This window comes from Streptomyces sp. DG1A-41, assembly GCF_037055355.1.
Taxonomy (GTDB): Bacteria; Actinomycetota; Actinomycetes; order Streptomycetales; family Streptomycetaceae; genus Streptomyces.
Genome location: NZ_CP146350.1, coordinates 1,979,303 through 1,995,923 on the forward strand (window position 1 = coordinate 1,979,303; position 16,621 = coordinate 1,995,923).

12 protein-coding genes and 5 pseudogenes are annotated in these 16,621 nt (G+C 71.8%); 4 read left to right on the top strand and 13 right to left on the bottom strand.

From position 1 onward, the window contains the following. Window position 1: 1 nt before the first annotated feature. From V8690_RS09295 to V8690_RS09305, 3 genes and pseudogenes are all read right to left on the bottom strand, one after another. Window positions 2–555: pseudogene (locus V8690_RS09295) on the bottom strand (SUMF1/EgtB/PvdO family nonheme iron enzyme); the annotation flags it as partial. 242 nt (window positions 556–797) lie between these two features. Continuing rightward, the gene (locus V8690_RS09300) at window positions 798–1,025 is read right to left on the bottom strand and encodes a hypothetical protein (RefSeq protein ID WP_338777231.1); all 228 of its coding nucleotides are present in this window, start codon (window positions 1,023–1,025) and stop codon (window positions 798–800) included. A 156-nt stretch (window positions 1,026–1,181) separates the two neighbouring features. Beyond that, window positions 1,182–2,012: a hypothetical protein gene (locus tag V8690_RS09305; protein WP_338777232.1), complete on the bottom strand. Its 831-nt coding sequence runs from the start codon at window positions 2,010–2,012 to the stop codon at window positions 1,182–1,184. A 29-nt stretch (window positions 2,013–2,041) separates the two neighbouring features. Here V8690_RS09305 and V8690_RS09310 point away from each other — a divergent pair. Together V8690_RS09310 and V8690_RS09315 are read left to right on the top strand one after the other, a co-directional pair. Further along, window positions 2,042–2,311 (top strand): annotated as a pseudogene (locus V8690_RS09310) (nitrilase-related carbon-nitrogen hydrolase); the annotation flags it as partial. A gap of 89 nt (window positions 2,312–2,400) precedes the next feature. Beyond that, window positions 2,401–3,599: pseudogene (locus tag V8690_RS09315) on the top strand (TerD family protein). Window positions 3,600–4,246: 647 nt separating this feature from the next. Here the strand turns inward: V8690_RS09315 and V8690_RS09320 are convergent. From V8690_RS09320 to V8690_RS09345, 6 genes and pseudogenes are all read right to left on the bottom strand, one after another. Beyond that, window positions 4,247–4,825 carry a helix-turn-helix domain-containing protein gene (locus V8690_RS09320; RefSeq protein WP_338777234.1) on the bottom strand — a complete coding sequence of 193 codons (579 nt, stop codon included), beginning with the start codon at window positions 4,823–4,825 and terminating at the stop codon, window positions 4,247–4,249. A 379-nt stretch (window positions 4,826–5,204) separates the two neighbouring features. After that, window positions 5,205–6,242, bottom strand: a complete 1,038-nt coding sequence (locus V8690_RS09325) for a LacI family DNA-binding transcriptional regulator (RefSeq protein ID WP_338777235.1) — start codon at window positions 6,240–6,242, stop codon at window positions 5,205–5,207. A 2-nt stretch (window positions 6,243–6,244) separates the two neighbouring features. Next, window positions 6,245–6,492, bottom strand: a pseudogene (locus V8690_RS09330) (hypothetical protein); the annotation flags it as partial. 79 nt (window positions 6,493–6,571) lie between these two features. Further along, a complete protein-coding gene (locus V8690_RS09335) occupies window positions 6,572–7,588 on the bottom strand; it encodes a 1-aminocyclopropane-1-carboxylate deaminase (RefSeq protein ID WP_338777237.1) in 1,017 nt (338 codons plus the stop codon). A gap of 279 nt (window positions 7,589–7,867) precedes the next feature. Continuing rightward, complete coding sequence (locus tag V8690_RS09340) at window positions 7,868–9,349, bottom strand: alkaline phosphatase PhoX (protein WP_338777238.1); 1,482 nt, start codon at window positions 9,347–9,349, stop codon at window positions 7,868–7,870. A gap of 178 nt (window positions 9,350–9,527) precedes the next feature. Continuing rightward, a complete protein-coding gene (locus tag V8690_RS09345; protein WP_338777240.1) occupies window positions 9,528–10,919 on the bottom strand; it encodes a hypothetical protein in 1,392 nt (463 codons plus the stop codon). 328 nt (window positions 10,920–11,247) lie between these two features. Here V8690_RS09345 and V8690_RS09350 point away from each other — a divergent pair, with 328 nt between their 5' ends. Then, the gene (locus V8690_RS09350) at window positions 11,248–13,077 is read left to right on the top strand and encodes an endonuclease/exonuclease/phosphatase family protein (protein WP_338777242.1); all 1,830 of its coding nucleotides are present in this window, start codon (window positions 11,248–11,250) and stop codon (window positions 13,075–13,077) included. Between the two features lie 58 nt (window positions 13,078–13,135). On the opposite strand, the gene V8690_RS09355 is transcribed toward V8690_RS09350, so the two are convergent. The 4 genes and pseudogenes from V8690_RS09355 to V8690_RS09370 all read right to left on the bottom strand — a co-directional run. Continuing rightward, window positions 13,136–13,822, bottom strand: a complete 687-nt coding sequence (locus V8690_RS09355; RefSeq protein ID WP_338777243.1) for an antibiotic biosynthesis monooxygenase — start codon at window positions 13,820–13,822, stop codon at window positions 13,136–13,138. A 374-nt stretch (window positions 13,823–14,196) separates the two neighbouring features. Continuing rightward, on the bottom strand, window positions 14,197–14,622 hold the full coding sequence (locus V8690_RS09360; RefSeq protein WP_338777245.1) for a DUF3618 domain-containing protein: 426 nt from the start codon (window positions 14,620–14,622) through the stop codon (window positions 14,197–14,199). Continuing rightward, window positions 14,619–15,038, bottom strand: coding sequence for a phage holin family protein (locus V8690_RS09365; RefSeq protein WP_338777247.1), 420 nt, complete (start codon window positions 15,036–15,038; stop codon window positions 14,619–14,621). Before V8690_RS09365 ends, V8690_RS09360 begins: the two co-directional genes overlap by 4 nt. A 200-nt stretch (window positions 15,039–15,238) precedes the next feature. After that, window positions 15,239–15,587: pseudogene (locus tag V8690_RS09370) on the bottom strand (hypothetical protein); the annotation flags it as partial. Window positions 15,588–15,714: 127 nt separating this feature from the next. Between V8690_RS09370 and dapA the strand changes: the two are divergent. Beyond that, on the top strand, window positions 15,715–16,599 hold the full coding sequence (gene dapA, locus V8690_RS09375) for a 4-hydroxy-tetrahydrodipicolinate synthase (RefSeq protein ID WP_338777248.1): 885 nt from the start codon (window positions 15,715–15,717) through the stop codon (window positions 16,597–16,599). Window positions 16,600–16,621: the final 22 nt, after the last annotated feature.

Genomic DNA, 16,621 nt, shown 5'->3' on the forward strand with positions numbered 1-16,621 from the left:
TCTACCGCGACCGTCGGCTCGTGGCCAGGCGGAAGCCCACGGGGTACAGGGGGCCGGGAAAGGCGCCGTGGCGGCGGCGAGTGCGGGGGAGGTCCGCCGAAACGGGAGAAGCTGCCGCCCCGGGCGACCCGGTAGGTGTTCATGGTCTCCACCAGGTGCTCCGCCACGAACGGCCCACCTGGGTAGGGGCGGTAGTCGTCGGCGGTGAACTCCTCGACGTTCCCCGCCATGTCGTACACGCCGAACGGCGAGACTCCGGCAGGGAAGGCACCGACGGGGGTGGTGGTATGGACACCGGTTTCCCGTGTGTTCGCGGCCGCCGGGTCGAAGGCGTCGCCCCAGGGGAACTCCCGGCCGTCCGGCCCCTTGGCCGCGTGCTCCCACTCGGCCTCCGTGGGGAGCCGCCACGGGTGGCCGGTCCGGTCGCTGAGCCAGGCCGCGTTACGCGTCGGCGTCCTCCGTCCGCACACCCGCCACGGGGTGGTTGCTCCGGGCGTACGGGTAGGCGCCCAGGTACCAGGTGGTCGGGCGGCCGGGGCGGCCGGTGTCGGCGAGGCGTGCCGTCGGGGCGCAGCGCGACGTGAGTGACGGGGGCGGCGTGTCCGCTGGGGTTCACGGGCAGGTCGATCGAGCGCATATCGTCCATCGGTGTTCGGCTATGTGACAGGCGTTTCGTCTCCGGTGGCGGGGGCCGGGTCGGTGGCGTCCGCGTCACTCCAGTGGGGCCAGAAGCGGAACAGGCAGAGCAGTGACACGCCGGCGGCCGCCCCCAGGAACAGCAGGACGGCGACGTCGCCTCACGTCCCCTGCACCAGCGGGATGAGGAGGGGGGCGAGCAGGATCGGCAGGCCGCTCATGAGGTTGAACAGGCCCTCGGCGCGGCCGACGACCCCGGGCGGCATGTATTTGACGACGATCATGGCGGTGACGGCCGTCATGGCGGACCACATGGTGAAGAACGCCACCATGCAGGCCACGAAGACCCAGGTGGAGGGCAGCGCCGTGGCGAACAGGGCACCCGTCATGACGACCGCCGCGAGAGCCAGGACGACCCTGGGGCGCGTACCGGCACGAACCGAAGGTGCCCTCCTCGGCGGGTCCGTCCATGCGGTACAGCGAGAGCCTGCCGGTGCGGCAGCCGACGAGCAGATGGGGCCGGCCGTCGCTGTCGCGCACGGTGCTCAGCGCCTTGGGGTAGTCCGGCAGGTCCTCCACGAAGCCGACGAACTCGTCGTCCTCGTAGCGGTAGGCGGCGATCTGCATGCCGTAGGAGCTGACACAGACCAGGCCGTCGCAGACCGTGGCGTTCTCGGCGGTGGTGGACAGCAGTTCCCGCCAGCCGCGGGTGACGCCCCGGCCCACCTCGATCCCTTCAGTCCGCCGTCACCGACGACGTAGAGGAAGCCGTCCTGTGCCCACATGCGCTTGGGGTACTCGCCCTGGTCCAGGCGCCACTGCGGCTTCTCGGTGTCATCGCCGAAGACGGCGATGACACCGTTGCGGGTGGCCAGGACGCGCTCGCCGCCGGGGAGGTACGTGGCGGCCCACAAGGGCAGTCCGTCCACGCCGAGCGTGGACAGCACCTCGCCGGTGGCGGTGTCGAGTTCCACGGCGCCCGCGTTGCCCGCGACCAGGGCGCGTGCGCCGTCGGGTGAGGCGGCGACGGTGTGGAGCAGTGCCTCGGGCAGCCGCCGGTCCCACAGGATCTCGCCGCCGCGCCGGGCGCGCAGGACGTGCCGGTCGCGTGTGACGGCCAGCCAGCCGCCCTCGACCGGGGTGACGCGGCGGGTGAAGCCGAGTCCGGTCTCGTGGTCCTCGGTGATGTGCAGCGTGGGTCCGCTCGCCGTCTGGTGCACCTCGGCGACGGCCACGCCGGAGTCGGCGGCGCAGTACAGGACGGCCGGGTCCTCCCTGGAGGACTGGATGTCCCAGACGGCCTGCCGCCTGTAGCCCATCGCGCGGACGAAGGTGCCGTCCGCGGTGAGCCGGGCGATGTGTTCGTCCTTGCACACGACGAACACATCGCCCGAACGAACACCGCGCCGCCGTCTACCTCGCGGCGCGGGCCCTGGAGAACACCGTCTACAGCGTGTTCGCCAACCCGGTCGGCGGGCCGGCGACCCGCCCGACGCGCGGTGGGAGCGTCGTGTACGCGCCGGACGGCACCCTGGTGGCCGGCGCGGGCACGGACAAGGAGGGCACGATCCTGGCCGACGTGGACCCGAACCGCATGGCCGAGGTCCGCGGCTTCCTGCGCATGCTCGACGAACAGCGCGCCCGGCTGAGCCGCTTGGCAGCCGCCCGGGCATAGCGCGGCGGGTCGGGATCACCAGGCTGCCCGATCGGCGGACGGTAAGGGAACGGTAAAGCGCCCCCGGTCGTTCACCCGGCATGACAGCTATGACCCCCGGCTCGAACATCCCCCTCTCCGCCGCCCGCGTGACGGTGGACGTCGCCGCCCCGGTGCGGCTCGACGTATCGGGCCTGCTGCTCACCGCCGACGGCAAGGTGCGCTCCGACGACGACTTCATCTTCTACAACCAGCCGTCGGGCCCCGGCGTGACGTACCGCTCGGGCGGCGGCACCGCACCCGACGCGATCACGGTCGACACGACCGCCCTCCCCCCGGGCATCGAGAAGATCGCCGTCACCGCGAGCCCTGACGCCGCGGGCCAGACCTTCCAGGGCATCGAACCGACGGCGACGATCCGCAAAGCCGACGACGGCTCCGTCCTGGCTACGTTCACGCCCCCGCAGCTCGGCAGCGAGACGGCCCTGGTGATCGTGGAGATCTACCTGCGCAACGGCCAGTGGAAGGCCCGCGCCGTCGGCCAGGGCTACGCCAACGGCCTCGCGGGCATCGCCACGGACTTCGGTGTGACGGTGGAGGAACCGGCCGCCGCGGCCCCGGCCCAGCCGGTGACCCCGCCGCCGGCCCCGTGCAGCCGCCGGCCCCGCCCGTCTCCACGCCTGCCGCGCCCCCGGCCCCGGCCACGCCTCCCCCGCCCGCGCCCGGCGCCGGGAAGATCAACCTCGACAAGGGCCGCGTCAGCCTCCAGAAGAACCAGACCGTCTCCCTCGTCAAAGGCGGCCGCCCCCTGCTCTCCCAGGTCAAGATGGGCCTCGGCTGGGAGCCGGCGTACCGCGGCAAGGACATCGACCTGGACGCCTCGGTCATCGCCTACGGCCCCCAGCGCAACCACATCGACAGCTGCTACTTCGGCAAGCTCCAGATCGTGGGCGGCGCGATCCGGCACTCCGGCGACAACCTCACGGGCGAGGGCGGCGGTGACGACGAGGTGATCACGGTCGACCTCGGCCGTCTCCCGCAGGAGGTCACCGGCCTGGTCTTCACGGTCAACTCCTTCTCCGGCCAGAAGTTCACGGAGGTCGCCAAGGCCTACTGCCGCCTCCTGGACGGCACGACCGGGGAGGAACTGGTCCGCTTCGACCTCACCAGCGCCGAGCCGCAGACCGGCGTGATGATGGCCAAGCTGATCCGCCAGTTCTCCGGCGAGTGGGAGATGACGGCGATCGGCGACTTCGTGAAGTCCCGCACGGTCAGGGGAATGGTGAAGCCGGCGGCACAGACTCTGTAGCCAGGGCCGGAGCCGGCACCTGACGAAGCCAGTGGGCCTGCTGCTGGTTCCTCGGTCACCGCCTCCAGCAGCCGCGCCCGCCCTTCGGGCGTCGGGTGATCCCAGTACTCGCGGAGCGGGCTGTACTTCGGGCCGAGCTCGTCCTCGTAGATGTCCCCGTTCTGCATGATGAGCGCGGCGACCCGCAGGTGCGCGCATCGCCAGCCGCAGTCCGATCTGCGAGCCGTAGCCGTGCAGGTAGAGGGTGTACCGCCGTAGCTTCAGCGCGCTGGCGAACCGCTCCAGGAAGCCTGGCGTACCCGTCGAAGGTGTACGAGAAGCCGGCCGGGTCCGGGGTGTCGCTGTAGCCGAAGCCGGGGAAGTCGGGCGCGACGAGCCCCGCCACCGGTCGGCCAGGGCCGGCATGAAGGCGCGGAACTGGTACGAGGAGGACGGACAGCCGTGCGGCAGCAATAAGGCCGGGGCGTCGGGGGGCGGACCGGCCTCACGGTAGAAGACGCGGGTCCCGTCGACGTCCGCATTACCGGTGTGCCGTCCTGCGGGCCGGGTTGTCGATCGCTCTCGCCACCTGTGCCGGTCGGGGAGAGAGCCGGAGTACCCGCGGAACTCCTGGAGAAGCCGACGACGCCGCGCCGGTCAGCGGGCCCTCAGATCCGCGCCGAAGGCCGCAGCCCCTCCGTCAGCAACGCCAGATACCGCCGGATGTGCCCGCCTTCCGCGTCCGCCAGCTCCGCCGCCGTCGCCACCCCGTGTGCCAGCCGTAGTACGTCGACCGGCTCGACGTCCCTCCGGAGTGTGCCCTCCTCCTGTGCTGCCCGGACCAGGCGCCCCGCCGCGCTCTTCACCGAGTCGCAGCAGGCCGTGGCCACGGTCGAGCCGCTCTGCGTGACGGCCGGGCCCAGCAGGGCCCTGAGGCCGCGCATCCGGATCATCCCCGCGCCGAGTTCGTACAGCCACTCCGCCAGCGCCTCGCCCGGTGCCAGTTCGGCCGCGAGTTCGTCGGCCCGGGCCGCGATCGCCTCGATCCGGTCGAGGTACGCGGCCTCCAGCAGCGCCTGCCGGGTCGGGAAATGCCGGTAGAGCGTGCCGGAGCCGACCCCGGCCCGCTTGGCGATGTCGTCGAGCGACGCGCCTTCCCCGTGCTCGGCGAAGGCCTCCACGGCCACCTTCAGCAACCGCTCGTAGTTACGCCGAGCATCCGCCCGCATGGGCCTGACCTGCGCCATGCAGCCACTCCTCACGAACCGGGGACTCACGAACCGGGGACCCTCTCCGCACCTTATCGAGAACGGTCCGACCCGCAGTCCGGCGCCTCACATCTTCATCGCCCCGCCGCCAGATCCCGCAGGAAGTGCCGCGCCCCGACCAGGAACACGACGATCAGCGGGATCACGCTCATCAGCGCGCCGGCCATCACCAGCGCATAGTTGAGGAGGTGAAGACAACGATGTCGGGAGCGGTGGTGGTCGGGCCGACGGTCTCGCGGTGGGGGTTCCTCTGGTCCGCGAACGTTCACGTGCGCGTTGCCGTCGAGTACCGGGGCGCGCCAGAACCAGTGTCAAGGGAGCTGCCCGGAACGGTCTGCCGGGCCCACGGCCGGGCAGGTCAGGCGGAAGCGCGGACCACCAGCTCGGGCACCACCCAAGCGTCCGCGCCCCGCAACGGCTCCTCACCCGCGCGCAGCCGGGCCACCTGCTCCACGGCCAGCCGCCCCAGCTGCCGCTTGTCGATGTGCAGGGTGGTCAGGGCGGGGTCCACCAGCTCGCCCAGAGAGAGACCGTCGAAGCCCAGCACCGCCAGCTCGTCCGGAACACTCCGGCCATGACGGTGGGCGGTGCGCATCGCCCCGACAGCGATCAGGTCGTTGAAGCCGAAGACCGCGGTGATCTCGGGCCGCGCCGCCAGGAGCCGTTCCATGCCGGCCTCGCCGCCGGCCACGCTGTGCTCGGGGCACACCACGACCCAGTCCTCGTCGACCGGCAGCCCGAGCCGCCGCACCTGCTCCAGGAACGCCAGCCTGCGCGGGCCGGGGCCGTGCACGCCGTCCAGCATGCCGATCCTGCGGTGCCCCGCGCGGAACAGGTGGTTCATGCCCTGCTCGACTCCGGTGGCGGCGTCGATGCCCACGGCCGCGAACCGGGTCTGCTGCGGGCCCCGCTCCAGCAGCACCAGTGGCACACCTCCGAGGTGCCGAGTGAGTACGTCGTCCGGGTCCTTGAAGTAACCCACGACCGCGTCCGCCTGGTGGGAGAGCACGTCGAGCGCCTGCCGCTCCCTGGCCTCGTCGATCCGGGAGTCCCACACGACCACCTGCCAGCCGCGCTGCTCGGCCGCCTCCAGCACCCCGGCGGCCACCTCTGGGAAGAACGGGTTCCGCAGGTCCGGGATGACCAGCCCCGCCGTCACCGTGCCCTTCTGGACGAGTCCGCGCGCGAACCGGCTGGGCCGGTAGTCCAGGAGCCGGGCCGCCTCCAGGACCCGCTCCTTGGTGGCCGGGTCGATCTCACCCTTGTCGTTGACGGCCCGGGAGACCGTCTGCCGTGACACCCCGGCCAGGCGTGCGACGTCGTGGATCGTGGCCCGGCGCCGGGCACCGCCGGGCCGCTCGGCATCCGGCTCCGCCCGCTGATTGTCGGTCCACACGTTCAGCACCTTATCCGGCTCCGGTCCCCGCCCGGCAGGGGCCGCCGGACGGGCCCCCAGCCGTCGGGCTCGGTGAAGAGCGTCAGCTGGAGCGCCCCCGGGGCCTCGAGCCGGAGTTCAGGGAGTTCCAGGGGGTGCGCGTGGGCTCGGCGGCCAGCTTCGCGGTGGCGGCGACGGAGTCGTCCACCTGGAAGGCCACCCGGACGTGCCCGGCCATCCGCCGCCCCACCTCGACCTCGTCGATGAATGATGGCTGGGGTGACCGCTGACGGCCCACGGGCCGGCCGGTTGACTCCCACGCGCGGCCGGGCCGGACGCGGCAGGCCTCGTCAGAACAGCGCGCTGTACGCGTTCAGCGCCGGCTGTCCGCCCAGGTGGGCGTAGAGGACCGTGGAGTCGCGGCCGATCTCGCCCCGCGAGACCAGGTCGATCAGCCCGGCCATGGACTTCCCCTCGTACACGGGGTCGGTGACCATCCCCTCCGTGCGGGCCGCGAGCCGCATCGCCGCCAGCGTGGTCTCGTCGGGGATGCCGTACGTGCCCGCGTGGTACCGCTCGTCGAGTTCGACGTCGGACTCGGTCAACTCGCGCTCGAGGCCGATGAGCTGCCCGGTGCGGTGTGCGATCCGGGCGATCTGGTTACGGGTCGCGGCGGGTTTCGCCGAGGCGTCGACGCCGAGCACGCGCCGGGGCCGCCCGCCCCCCTCCTCCAGCGCGGCGAACCCGGCGACCATGCCGGCCTGGGTGGAGCCGGTCACCGAGCACACGACCACGGTGTCGAAGAAGACGCCCAGCTCACGCTCCTGCTCGGCGACCTCGTACGCCCACCCGGCGAAGCCGAGGCCGCCGAGCGGATGATCGGAGGCGCCGGCCGGGATGGCGTACGGCTTGCCGCCCGCCTCCTCGACCTCCCTGAGCGCCTGCTCCCAGCTTTCCTTGAACCCGATCCCGAACCCGGCCTTCACCAGCCGCACGTCGGCCCCGGCGAGGCGGCTGAGCAGGATGTTGCCGACCTTGTCGTACACGGCGTCCGGCCAGTCCACCCAGCTCTCCTGCACCAGCACGCACTTGAGCCCGGCCCGGGCGGCGACCGCCGCGACCTGGCGGGTGTGGTTGGACTGCACCCCGCCGATCGACACGAGCGTGTCACAACCCTGGGCGAGCGCGTCGGCGACCAGGTACTCCAGCTTGCGGGTCTTGTTCCCGCCGTACGCGACACCGGAGTTGCAGTCCTCCCGCTTGGCCCAGAGGACGGCGCCACCGAGGTGCGCGGTCAGCCGCTCCAGGGGGTGGACGGGCGAGGGCCCGAAGAGCAGGGGGTAACGCGCGTGCGAGGAAAGGGGCATGGGTCGGACCACCTGTCTGGAGCGCCTGGTCGGGCACATCACGGTACCGCTGCCCGCGCGCTCGCAGCGGTCCTCGTTGAAGCACTCCCACGAGCAGTACGGCCCGTCGCTGCGCGGGCGCCATTCCCTCGAACCGCAACGGAGTCACGGCGCAAGGAGCCCGCGCCGCGCCTCCGCCCTTTGCCGACGGGTGACGTTGGCGCAGGCTGCTGCAATGCACCGCGCGCCGGGTCAGGATGGGCTGCCCGCATTGAGGTACAACGCCTCTGAGCAGCCGATTCAGACAGCCCCACCCGTGACGAGTGACCCGGCGTTCTCATTCCGCTGCCGCTTCCACGGCCCGGTGATGGCGAGCAGGATGCCCGGGTCCTGGATGTTGGCGTAAAGGGTCTTGCCGTCGGGTGAGAAGGTGACACCGGCGAACTCGCTGTACTCCGGCTCCTCTTCGGTGCCGACGTTCAGGTCGTTGCGGGCGATCGGGTAGGTGCGCCCGCTCTCGGTGGCGCCGAAGAGGTGCGAGACGCCCTCGCCGTCCTCGGCCAGGACGATGCCGCCGTACGGGGAGACGGTGATGTTGTCGGGGCCGTCGAACGCGCCGTCCTTGGACGGGTCGGGGTTCACCCCGAGCAGGACCTTCAACGTCAGGGTGCGGCGCCTGGGGTCGTAGAACCACACCTGGCCGTCGTGCTGGACGGGGCTCTCCTCTCGGGCGTACGAGGAGACGACGTAGGCGCCGCCGTCGCCCCACCACATGCCCTCCAGCTTGCGGGCGCGGGTGACCTCGCCGTCGCTGAACTGCTTGCGCACGGGCGTGGTCCGGGCGTCGCGGTCGGGTACGTCCACCCAGTCGACGCCGTAGACGGTGCCGGTCTTCGTGGCCCGGGACAGGTCGTCGACGAACCGGCCGCCGGAGTCGTAGCACTTGGGCGCCTGGAGGACACCGGCGTCGTCCGCGAGTTCACGGAACTCGCCGGGGCCGTACGTGAAGCCCTTGGGCGGGGTCCAGCGGTAGAAGAGGCCGTTGGGCTCGTCGTCGTCCTCGGTGAGGTAGGCGTGGCCGCGCTTGGGGTCGATGACGACGGCCTCGTGGTCGTAGCGGCCGAAGAACTTCAGCGGCTTGGGGTTCCGGTTGGCGCGCCGGTCGGAGGGGTCGACCTCGAAGACGTAGCCGTGGTCCTTGGTCATGCCGTTGACGCCGGCCCTGTCGGAGTTCTCCTCGCAGGTGAGCCAGGTGCCCCACGGTGTACTGCCACCGGCGCAGTTGGTGGAGGTGCCCGCGATGCCGACCCACTCCGCGACACGTCCGTCGGGGCGTATCTCGACGACCGTGCAGCCACCGGCGGCGGCCGGGTCGTAGACGAGGCCCTCGGCGAGCGGCACCGGGTACTTCCAGTTGGCGCGCGGGCCCTTCAGCTCGTGGTTGTTGACGAGCAGGGTGGTGCCGCGGGGGCCGTCGAAGGTGGCGGTGCCGTCGTGGTTGGACGGCGTGAAGTCGCCGGACTCCAGCTTGGTCCTGCCGCTGTAGGTGATGATCCGGTACGTGAAGCCGGCGGGCAGGGCGAGGATGCCCTTGGGGTCGGGGACCAGCGGCCCGTAGCCGACCCCGTGCCGGGCGTCCGCGGACGCCTCCTCCGCGCCCTCGGTGTCGTACGACGCGAGGGCGTTCGGCGCGGTCGCGAGGGCCCCGACACTGCCCGCCAGCGCGACACCGGCACCGGCGATCGCGGAGGTTCTGGCGAAGTCCCTGCGGGTGAGCGACATGGTGTCTCCTGTGACGGTGGGTATGCCGTGAAGGGTGGCGGACCTCGTACGCCGACACCGTCCCGCTCATCCATGAACGCCGGTTGAACACCGCCCTAAGGGGCGCGGGACTGTCTCCCCATGCGGCTCCGCCGTGTGGGCGCGACCAGCGCCAACGGCCCCGCACCCCAGAACAGGATCAACCGCCCTGTTGCGACCGCGCCTTGAAGGCAGCCTTCCGCGCTTCCTTCGCAACCTTCTTGTCCGGATGCAACCGCCCCATCGCCTCCAGCACATCGGCCGTAGCGGGATGCTCAACCCGCCACACGGCCTCGAAAAACCCACCGTGCTGCTGCGCAAGCCCCTCGACCAACGCCCGCAACTCCTCGGAATTGCCCTCCGCCGCCAGCTGCGCGGCCACCGTGTCGATGGTCAGCCAGTACACCATCGCTTCCGACGGCGCGGGCACATCCACCGCACCATGCTCGGTGAGCCAGACCCGGGCGAGACCGCCCAACTCGGCATCGTCGAGGACTTCCCGCAGCGCCGGCTCGGCCGAGGCACCCACCAGGGACAACGCCTGCTGACACCGCAGCCGCCGCAGCGGCGCCCCGGCATCCGCACCCCGCGCCGCCGCCAGCAACTCCCGCGCCGCGGCGAGCGGTTCCCGGCGCTCCAGCCACTGCTCGGTCTCGGCCTGCGCCGCACCCGGCGGGAACGCCGCCGTGCCGTCGAGCAGCGCGTCGGCTCCCTTGTCCGCGAGGTCCCCGACGGCCGGCGCCTCGAACCCGGCCTCCAGCAGCCGGGCACGCAGGCCGTACACCCCGAGCGGGGTGAGCCGGACCATGCCGTACCGGGAGACGTCGGTTTCGTCGACGGGCGCCGCGGGCTCCTCGTCGGCGTCGGCCATGAGCGCCTCGTCCACGGGCTGGTACGCCACGAGCCCCACCGGCTCCAGCATCCGGAACTGGTCGTCCAGCCGCATCATCGCGTCGGACACCTGCTCCAGGACGTCGTTGGTGGGCTCGCCCATGTCGCTGGGCACGATCACCGACGCGGCCAGTGCGGGCAGCGGCACCGGAGCGTCGGCGGGCGTGTCCTCGCCGGCGGTCAGCAGGTAGAGGTTGCCGAGCACGCCGTCGAGGAACTCGGCCTCGACCTCCGGGTCCCAGTCGAGGGCGGAGAGGTCCACCTCGCCGTCCTCGGCCACGAGCCCGTCCAGGTCGGGCACGCTCGCGTCGGCGAGCACCGTCTCCAGGGCCGCGAGCCACACGGCGAGCACGTCCTGAGGCGAGCCGCCGGTGAGCAGCGCGAGGTCCTCGCCCGCCGTGACGGTGCCCTCCTCCTCGTCGACGATCTCGACGAGCCCGGTGTCCACGGCCACCCGCCACGCCTCGCTGGCGTCGGCGGCGGCGTCGTCCCCGCTCAGCCCGAGCACCTCGGCGGCCGCGGGCAACTGCTCCCCGACGAGCCCGCCCCCGGCGTCGACCCGGGTCTCCGGCCCGGCCCAGCGGGCCAGCCGGGCGGCCCGGGACAGCAACGGCGTGGACAGCGCGTCGCGCGCCAGCTCCGCTTCGGGGTGCAGCCGCACCGGCGGCAGGGGGAGCTGTCTGACATCGGCTGTTTCTCCTAGGGCGCCTCATACGACTCAGCCGCTCAGCCTAGACGGATTTACACCCATGCCGCCTACTTCATGTCCCCGTCAGGAGCTGTACATGGCCGAAACCTTGACAAGTGGCCCGGGCAGGCTGGAGATTGACGCGCGTAGAAGTCGGCGGACACTTGTTCACCGGGCCGGCCACCGCCAGGCCCGTCCGCCGCCGACTACGCGCGTCACACCGCCCGCCCCACAGGTAGCGGCGGACAGTCCACGCACCACCCTCGTCCCGGCGCCTGTCACGTCCCCGGAGGGAACCCCGTTGCCGAGCAACTCGTCCGCGCGCCTCGCCGCGCTCACCGTCGCCGCCGTGTGTTCCGCGGCATCCACGATCGTCCTCAGCGCCCCCGCACACGCGGACTCGGTCCGCATCCATGACATCCAGGGCAGCACCCGGATATCGCCGTTCGCAGGCAAGCAGGTCACGGACGTGACCGGAATCGTCACCGGCATCCGGACCTACGGCTCGTCCCGCGGCTTCTGGATCCAGGACCCGAACCCGGACGCCGACCCGGCGACCAGCGAGGGCGTCTTCGTCTTCACCGGCTCGACGCCGAAGGGGGTCGCCGTCGGCGACTCCGTCACGGTCAGCGGCACGGTCTCGGAGTACGTCCCCGGCGGCACCACCTCCGGAAACCAGTCCCTGACGGAGATCACCAAGCCGACGACCACGGTCGTCTCCAGCGGCAACCGGCTCCCCGCCGCCACGACGATCGACGCGAGGTCGGTCCCCGCCGCCTACGCGCCGGCCGGCGACACCACGGCGAACGGCTCGATCAACGCCCTCCCCCTCAAGCCCTCGACGTACGCCCTGGACCACTACGAGGCACTGGAGGGCATGACCGTCCGCGTCACCGACACCCGTGTCGTGGGCGCCACCGACCCGTACACCGAACTCTGGGTGACGGTGAAGCCGCGCGAGAACCGCAGCCGCAACGGCGGCACGGTCTACGGCTCCTACGACGCCCAGAACACCGGCCGTCTCCAGATCCAGTCCCTCGGCTCGACAACCGACTTCCCGAAGGCGAACGTCGGCGACACCCTCGCCGGCACCACGGCGGGCCCGCTGGACTACAACCAGTTCGGCGGCTACACCCTGGTCGCGAGCGAGCTCGGCACGCTCAGGTCAGCGGGCCTGCAGCGCGAGACGACGCGCGAGCAGCGCTCCTCGGAACTCGCGGTCGCCACCTACAACGTCGAGAACCTCGACCCGACCGACGACACCTTCGCCGAGCACGCCTCCGCGATCGTGAACAACCTGAAGTCGCCGGACATCGTGTCCCTGGAGGAGATCCAGGACAACAACGGCGCGAAGAACGACGGTACGGTCGCCGCCGACCAGACCATCGCCAAGCTGATCGACGCGATCGTCGCGGCCGGCGGCCCGACGTACGACTGGCGCTCGATCGACCCGGCCGACGACGCCGACGGCGGCGAGCCCGGCGGCAACATCCGCCAGGCGTTCCTGTTCAACCCGGAGCGGGTCTCCTTCACCGACCGCGCGGGCGGCGACGCCACGACCGCGACCGGCGTGACGAAGATCCGTGGCAAGGCGCACCTGACGCTCAGCCCCGGCCGCGTCGCCCCCGCCGACGAGGCCTGGAAGAACAGCCGCAAGCCGCTGGCCGGCGAGTTCGTCTTCCGCGGCCGCACGGTCTTCGTGATCGCCAACCACTTCAACTCCAAGGGCGGCGACCAGGGCCTGACCTCCCAGTACCAGCCGCCGGCGCGCAGCTCCGAGACGCAGCGCCACCAGCAGGCCGCGCTGGTGAACACCTTCGTCAAGGACATCCTCGACACCCAGAAGAGCGCGGACGTCATCGCCCTGGGCGACATCAACGACTTCGAGTTCTCCGGCACCACCAGGATCCTCGAGGGCCGGGGCGAACTCTGGTCGGCGATCAAGTCGCTGCCCAGGAACGAGCGTTACTCGTACGTCTACCAGGGCAACAGCCAGATCCTCGACCAGATCCTGATCAGCCCGTCGATCCGCCGCGAGTGCGACTTCGAGTACGACAGCGTGCACGTCAACGCGGAGTTCAACGACCAGATCAGCGACCACGACCCGCAGGTCCTGCGCTTCCGCCCGTAAACCCTCGGCCCGGGGCCGGCTGGACCAAGGCGTCCAGTCTGCCCCACGGCACGGCGACTCACCCGGGCACGAGCCCCAGGGCATGCCGGTACCGGCTCCCGCTCACCGTCTTCACCACCGGATACGTGCGCACCCGCTCCCACGTGTCGGTCGCCGGCGCCGCCAAGGCCTCGTCATAGGCCTGGCCGCTCTCCCACTCGGCGTAGTTCAGCACGTGCCCGCCATCGGTACTCAGATGGAAATGAGCGGAGATCAACCCGGCGTCCCTTTCCGGATCGTCCCCCACGGCCTTGAGCACGAGATCGACCCACTCCTCCCGCCGCTCCCCGGCGCCTTCCTCGAAGTCGATCCGCACGGTGACGATCAGCCCCGGCACCCGCACGTCCCCGACGGCTCGCTCGCGGCTGCGGTAGCGCCCGTACCGCCCGAGCCCCACCCTCTCGATCCCCGGCACGGCGGTGTCGATCTCTTCGACCCGTTCCTGCCGATGAGCTGTGACGAAGGCCTCGTATCCCCGCTCGTCGCTCCACTGGGAGTGGTGCATCAGCGTGGACCCGTCGTGCCCCGCGTACACGTGGTACGCCAGCAGATCGCCAACGGGCCACGGCCGCCGCTCCCATGTCCGCCCGATCGCCTCCACGGTCTGCCGTTGCCGCTCGGGGGTGCCGACCCGCCAGGTGCTGAAGAAGGGAGCACCGATCCGGGGGTCGGTGAGGTCGGGGTGCCGCTCGGTTCGACGGGTCATTGAACACTCCAGTCGTATGCGCCGGTTGCCTGCGCACCCCACCCTTCAACCTCGACCGAACTTGAGGTCAAGCGTGGGGTGTTGTCGCAGGGCCCGGCGCTTACCAGGTGCTCAACGTCGGTGCTGACCGGCGGCCCGCGGCGCGGCGGCCTGCGGCGGCTGAGCGGGAGGCCACACCCCGGGCCGAGACGCGCCCGCACCCTCGCACGCACGGAAGGGGACGTGCCGGGGGGGTGTCCGCCCGCAGCGGTTGGCGCGTCAACGCCAGTTGGTCGGTGTCCGAGCCCATCACGCCGTTTCCGAGGACGGACACCCCCGGCGCGGCCCCGACCCACGACCACCGCGCAGGCACGAACGACCGCAGCCCCACCCGCTCAGCGATGCCAGAGAGGCCATTGACGCCCGCGAGGAGTCCAATGACGCCCGCGAGGCCAGTGATGCGCCTGCTGCCGCCGCCGCAGCACCTCGACGGCCACCACCGCGGCCCCCGCAGCCGCCCCGGCGACCAGCACCGGCCCCGGATGCCGCATCCCGGCCCGGACGGCACCGCGGACCGGCCGAGGCCCCGCATGCGTCGCCTTGTCGTGCACCGTATGCCCGGCCTGCGCGGCGCTGCTCCGCAACTGCACCGTCATCGCGCCGGCCTTGTCCCGCAGATCGGCCGCCCGCGCCCGCGCACGCCCCTTCACATCCGCCTTCCCCGCCAACTCCTCCACCGTGTTGCCGAGTTCACTACGGGTCCGCTGGATCTGCTGCCGCAGCTCATCGGGCCCCTTGGCCCCGCCCGTCGCGTCCGTCATCGATGTGCCCTTTCCCTGATCTCCTCCACGTCGGCCCTGACACTGCCGAGAGCCTCCTCAGGCGTAGGAGGCGTGGCCCGGCGCAACTGCCCCCGGCCGGCAGCGGCCAGCACGGCCGCGATCACGAACAGCACGCCCGTCACGATGAGCGCCGCGGCCCAGACGGGCAGCACCAGCGAGAGGGCGGCGACCCCCGTCCCGGACAGCGCGAGCAGCCCGGCGTAGGCGACGGCACCCGCCGCACCGAGCAGCCCACCGCCACGCCCCGCACGCCGCCCCTTCTCGGCCAGCTCTTCCTTGGCGAGAGCCAGTTCCTGCCGCACGAGCCGGGAGGCCTGCTCCGCGGCCTGTGAGACGAGTTCGCCCACGGAGTGGCGCTCGTCGTGCACGGCCCGATGATCGATGGTCCCGGTCACGGTGTTCCGCCTCCTCTCGAAGTAGGAACCCCCGAGTACCCGGCCCATCCCCCGGCTACCCCACCCCCGCGTCCCGGCGGCTGCCCCTCTCCGCATCCCGGCCCGGCCACGACCCGAACAGCCCGGCCTTGCCGCCCCTCCGGCCAGCCCTCATCCGCCCTCGCCGCCGCCCTCCCGCTCGGCTGTCCTGCCGTCGCCCCACCCCCGCCACGCTCACCGAGCCGCGCCAGCTGAGCCTGGAACCAGTCGAGCCGCGCCTGCAACAGCGCGGCCTCCGCGAAAGTTCGGGCACTCCCATCCCTCCGGGCCCCTCCGCCCCCGCCGGGGCCCTACCACCCCCGGCCACGACCCGCAACCCGTCCCCCGGCGCGGATGCGGTGCCCGGTGCCGCAGCCCGTACGCGCACGACGCCTCCCGCCGCCACCCCGTACGGCAGCGCGACCCCAGCGACACACCGGTGGACCCGGCCCGGGTGCCGTCATGGGACAGCACCGGGTGGGCGATCCTGTCTCCGGTCGGCGGCTCCGTCGGACGTTGGTTTGGGCACAGGGCACTCCATCGGCAACCACGCTGCACTCCACCCGGACTCCACCCGATCAACCGCGAAGCGTCCCTTACGAGTACCAGGTAAGAAAATTAACTAGAGCTACACAGTCACGCTGCCGACACTACTCACATGACGACTCCCTTCGGCCGCTCCCTGTGCGCCATGATCACCCCGTTCACGACGTCCGGAGCACTGGACCTCGACGGTGCCCAACGCCTCGCCGCCCACCTGATCGCACAGGGCTGCGACGGCCTCGTCCTGTCCGGCACGACGGGCGAGTCACCGACCACCACGGACGCCGAGAAGTCGGCCCTGATCGCGGCCGTCCGCGAGGCCGTGGCCGACCGGGCGTCGATCGTCGCGGGCATCGGCACGCCCGACACCCGCCACACCGTCGACCTGGCCAGGGAGGCCGAAAAGGCAGGCGCGGACGGCCTGTTGGTGGTGGCTCCGTACTACAGCAGGCCCCCGCAGGACGCGATCGAGGCGCACTTCCGCGAGATCGCCGACGCCAGTGAGCTCCCGCTCATGCTCTACGACATCCCGAACCGCACCGGCATCCGAGTCGAACCGGAGACGATCCTCCGCCTCTCCGCGCACCCCAGGATCGTCGCGGTCAAGGACTGCTCCTACGACTTCCTGGCCGCACAGAAGGTGCTGGCCCGCACGGACCTGGCGTACTACGCGGGCTGCGACGAGCACAACCTCGCCCTGTACGCGGTGGGCGGCGCCGGTTACGTCAGCACGGTGTCGAACGTGGTCCCGGACCGGATGCGCGCCGTCCTGGACGCGTTCGACGCGGGCGACACGACACGGGCGGCCCGCCTCCAGCAGCAGGCCACCCCCCTCATCGAGGCGATCATGTCGGCAGGCCTCCCGGGCACGGTCACGACGAAGGCGCTCCTCACCGCCCTGGACCTCCCCTCCGGCCCGGTCCGCGCTCCCCTGCGCCCCGCCGACGACACGACGACCGACGGACTCCTGTCGCTCCACAAGACCCTGACCACCACCTGACCAGGGCCTGAGTCCCGGACTG

Bases quoted from the DNA above. Each gene is read 5' to 3' on its own strand.
- V8690_RS09300 (WP_338777231.1), bottom strand. From the start codon at position 1,025: ATGACGGGTGCCCTGTTCGCCACGGCGCTGCCCTCCACCTGGGTCTTC.
- V8690_RS09320 (WP_338777234.1), bottom strand. From the start codon at position 4,825: ATGGCGCAGGTCAGGCCCATGCGGGCGGATGCTCGGCGTAACTACGAG.
- V8690_RS09335 (WP_338777237.1), bottom strand. From the start codon at position 7,588: ATGCCCCTTTCCTCGCACGCGCGTTACCCCCTGCTCTTCGGGCCCTCG.
- V8690_RS09340 (WP_338777238.1), bottom strand. From the start codon at position 9,349: ATGTCGCTCACCCGCAGGGACTTCGCCAGAACCTCCGCGATCGCCGGT.
- V8690_RS09355 (WP_338777243.1), bottom strand. From the start codon at position 13,822: ATGACCCGTCGAACCGAGCGGCACCCCGACCTCACCGACCCCCGGATC.
- V8690_RS09360 (WP_338777245.1), bottom strand. From the start codon at position 14,622: ATGACGGACGCGACGGGCGGGGCCAAGGGGCCCGATGAGCTGCGGCAG.
- dapA (WP_338777248.1), top strand. From the start codon at position 15,715: ATGACGACTCCCTTCGGCCGCTCCCTGTGCGCCATGATCACCCCGTTC.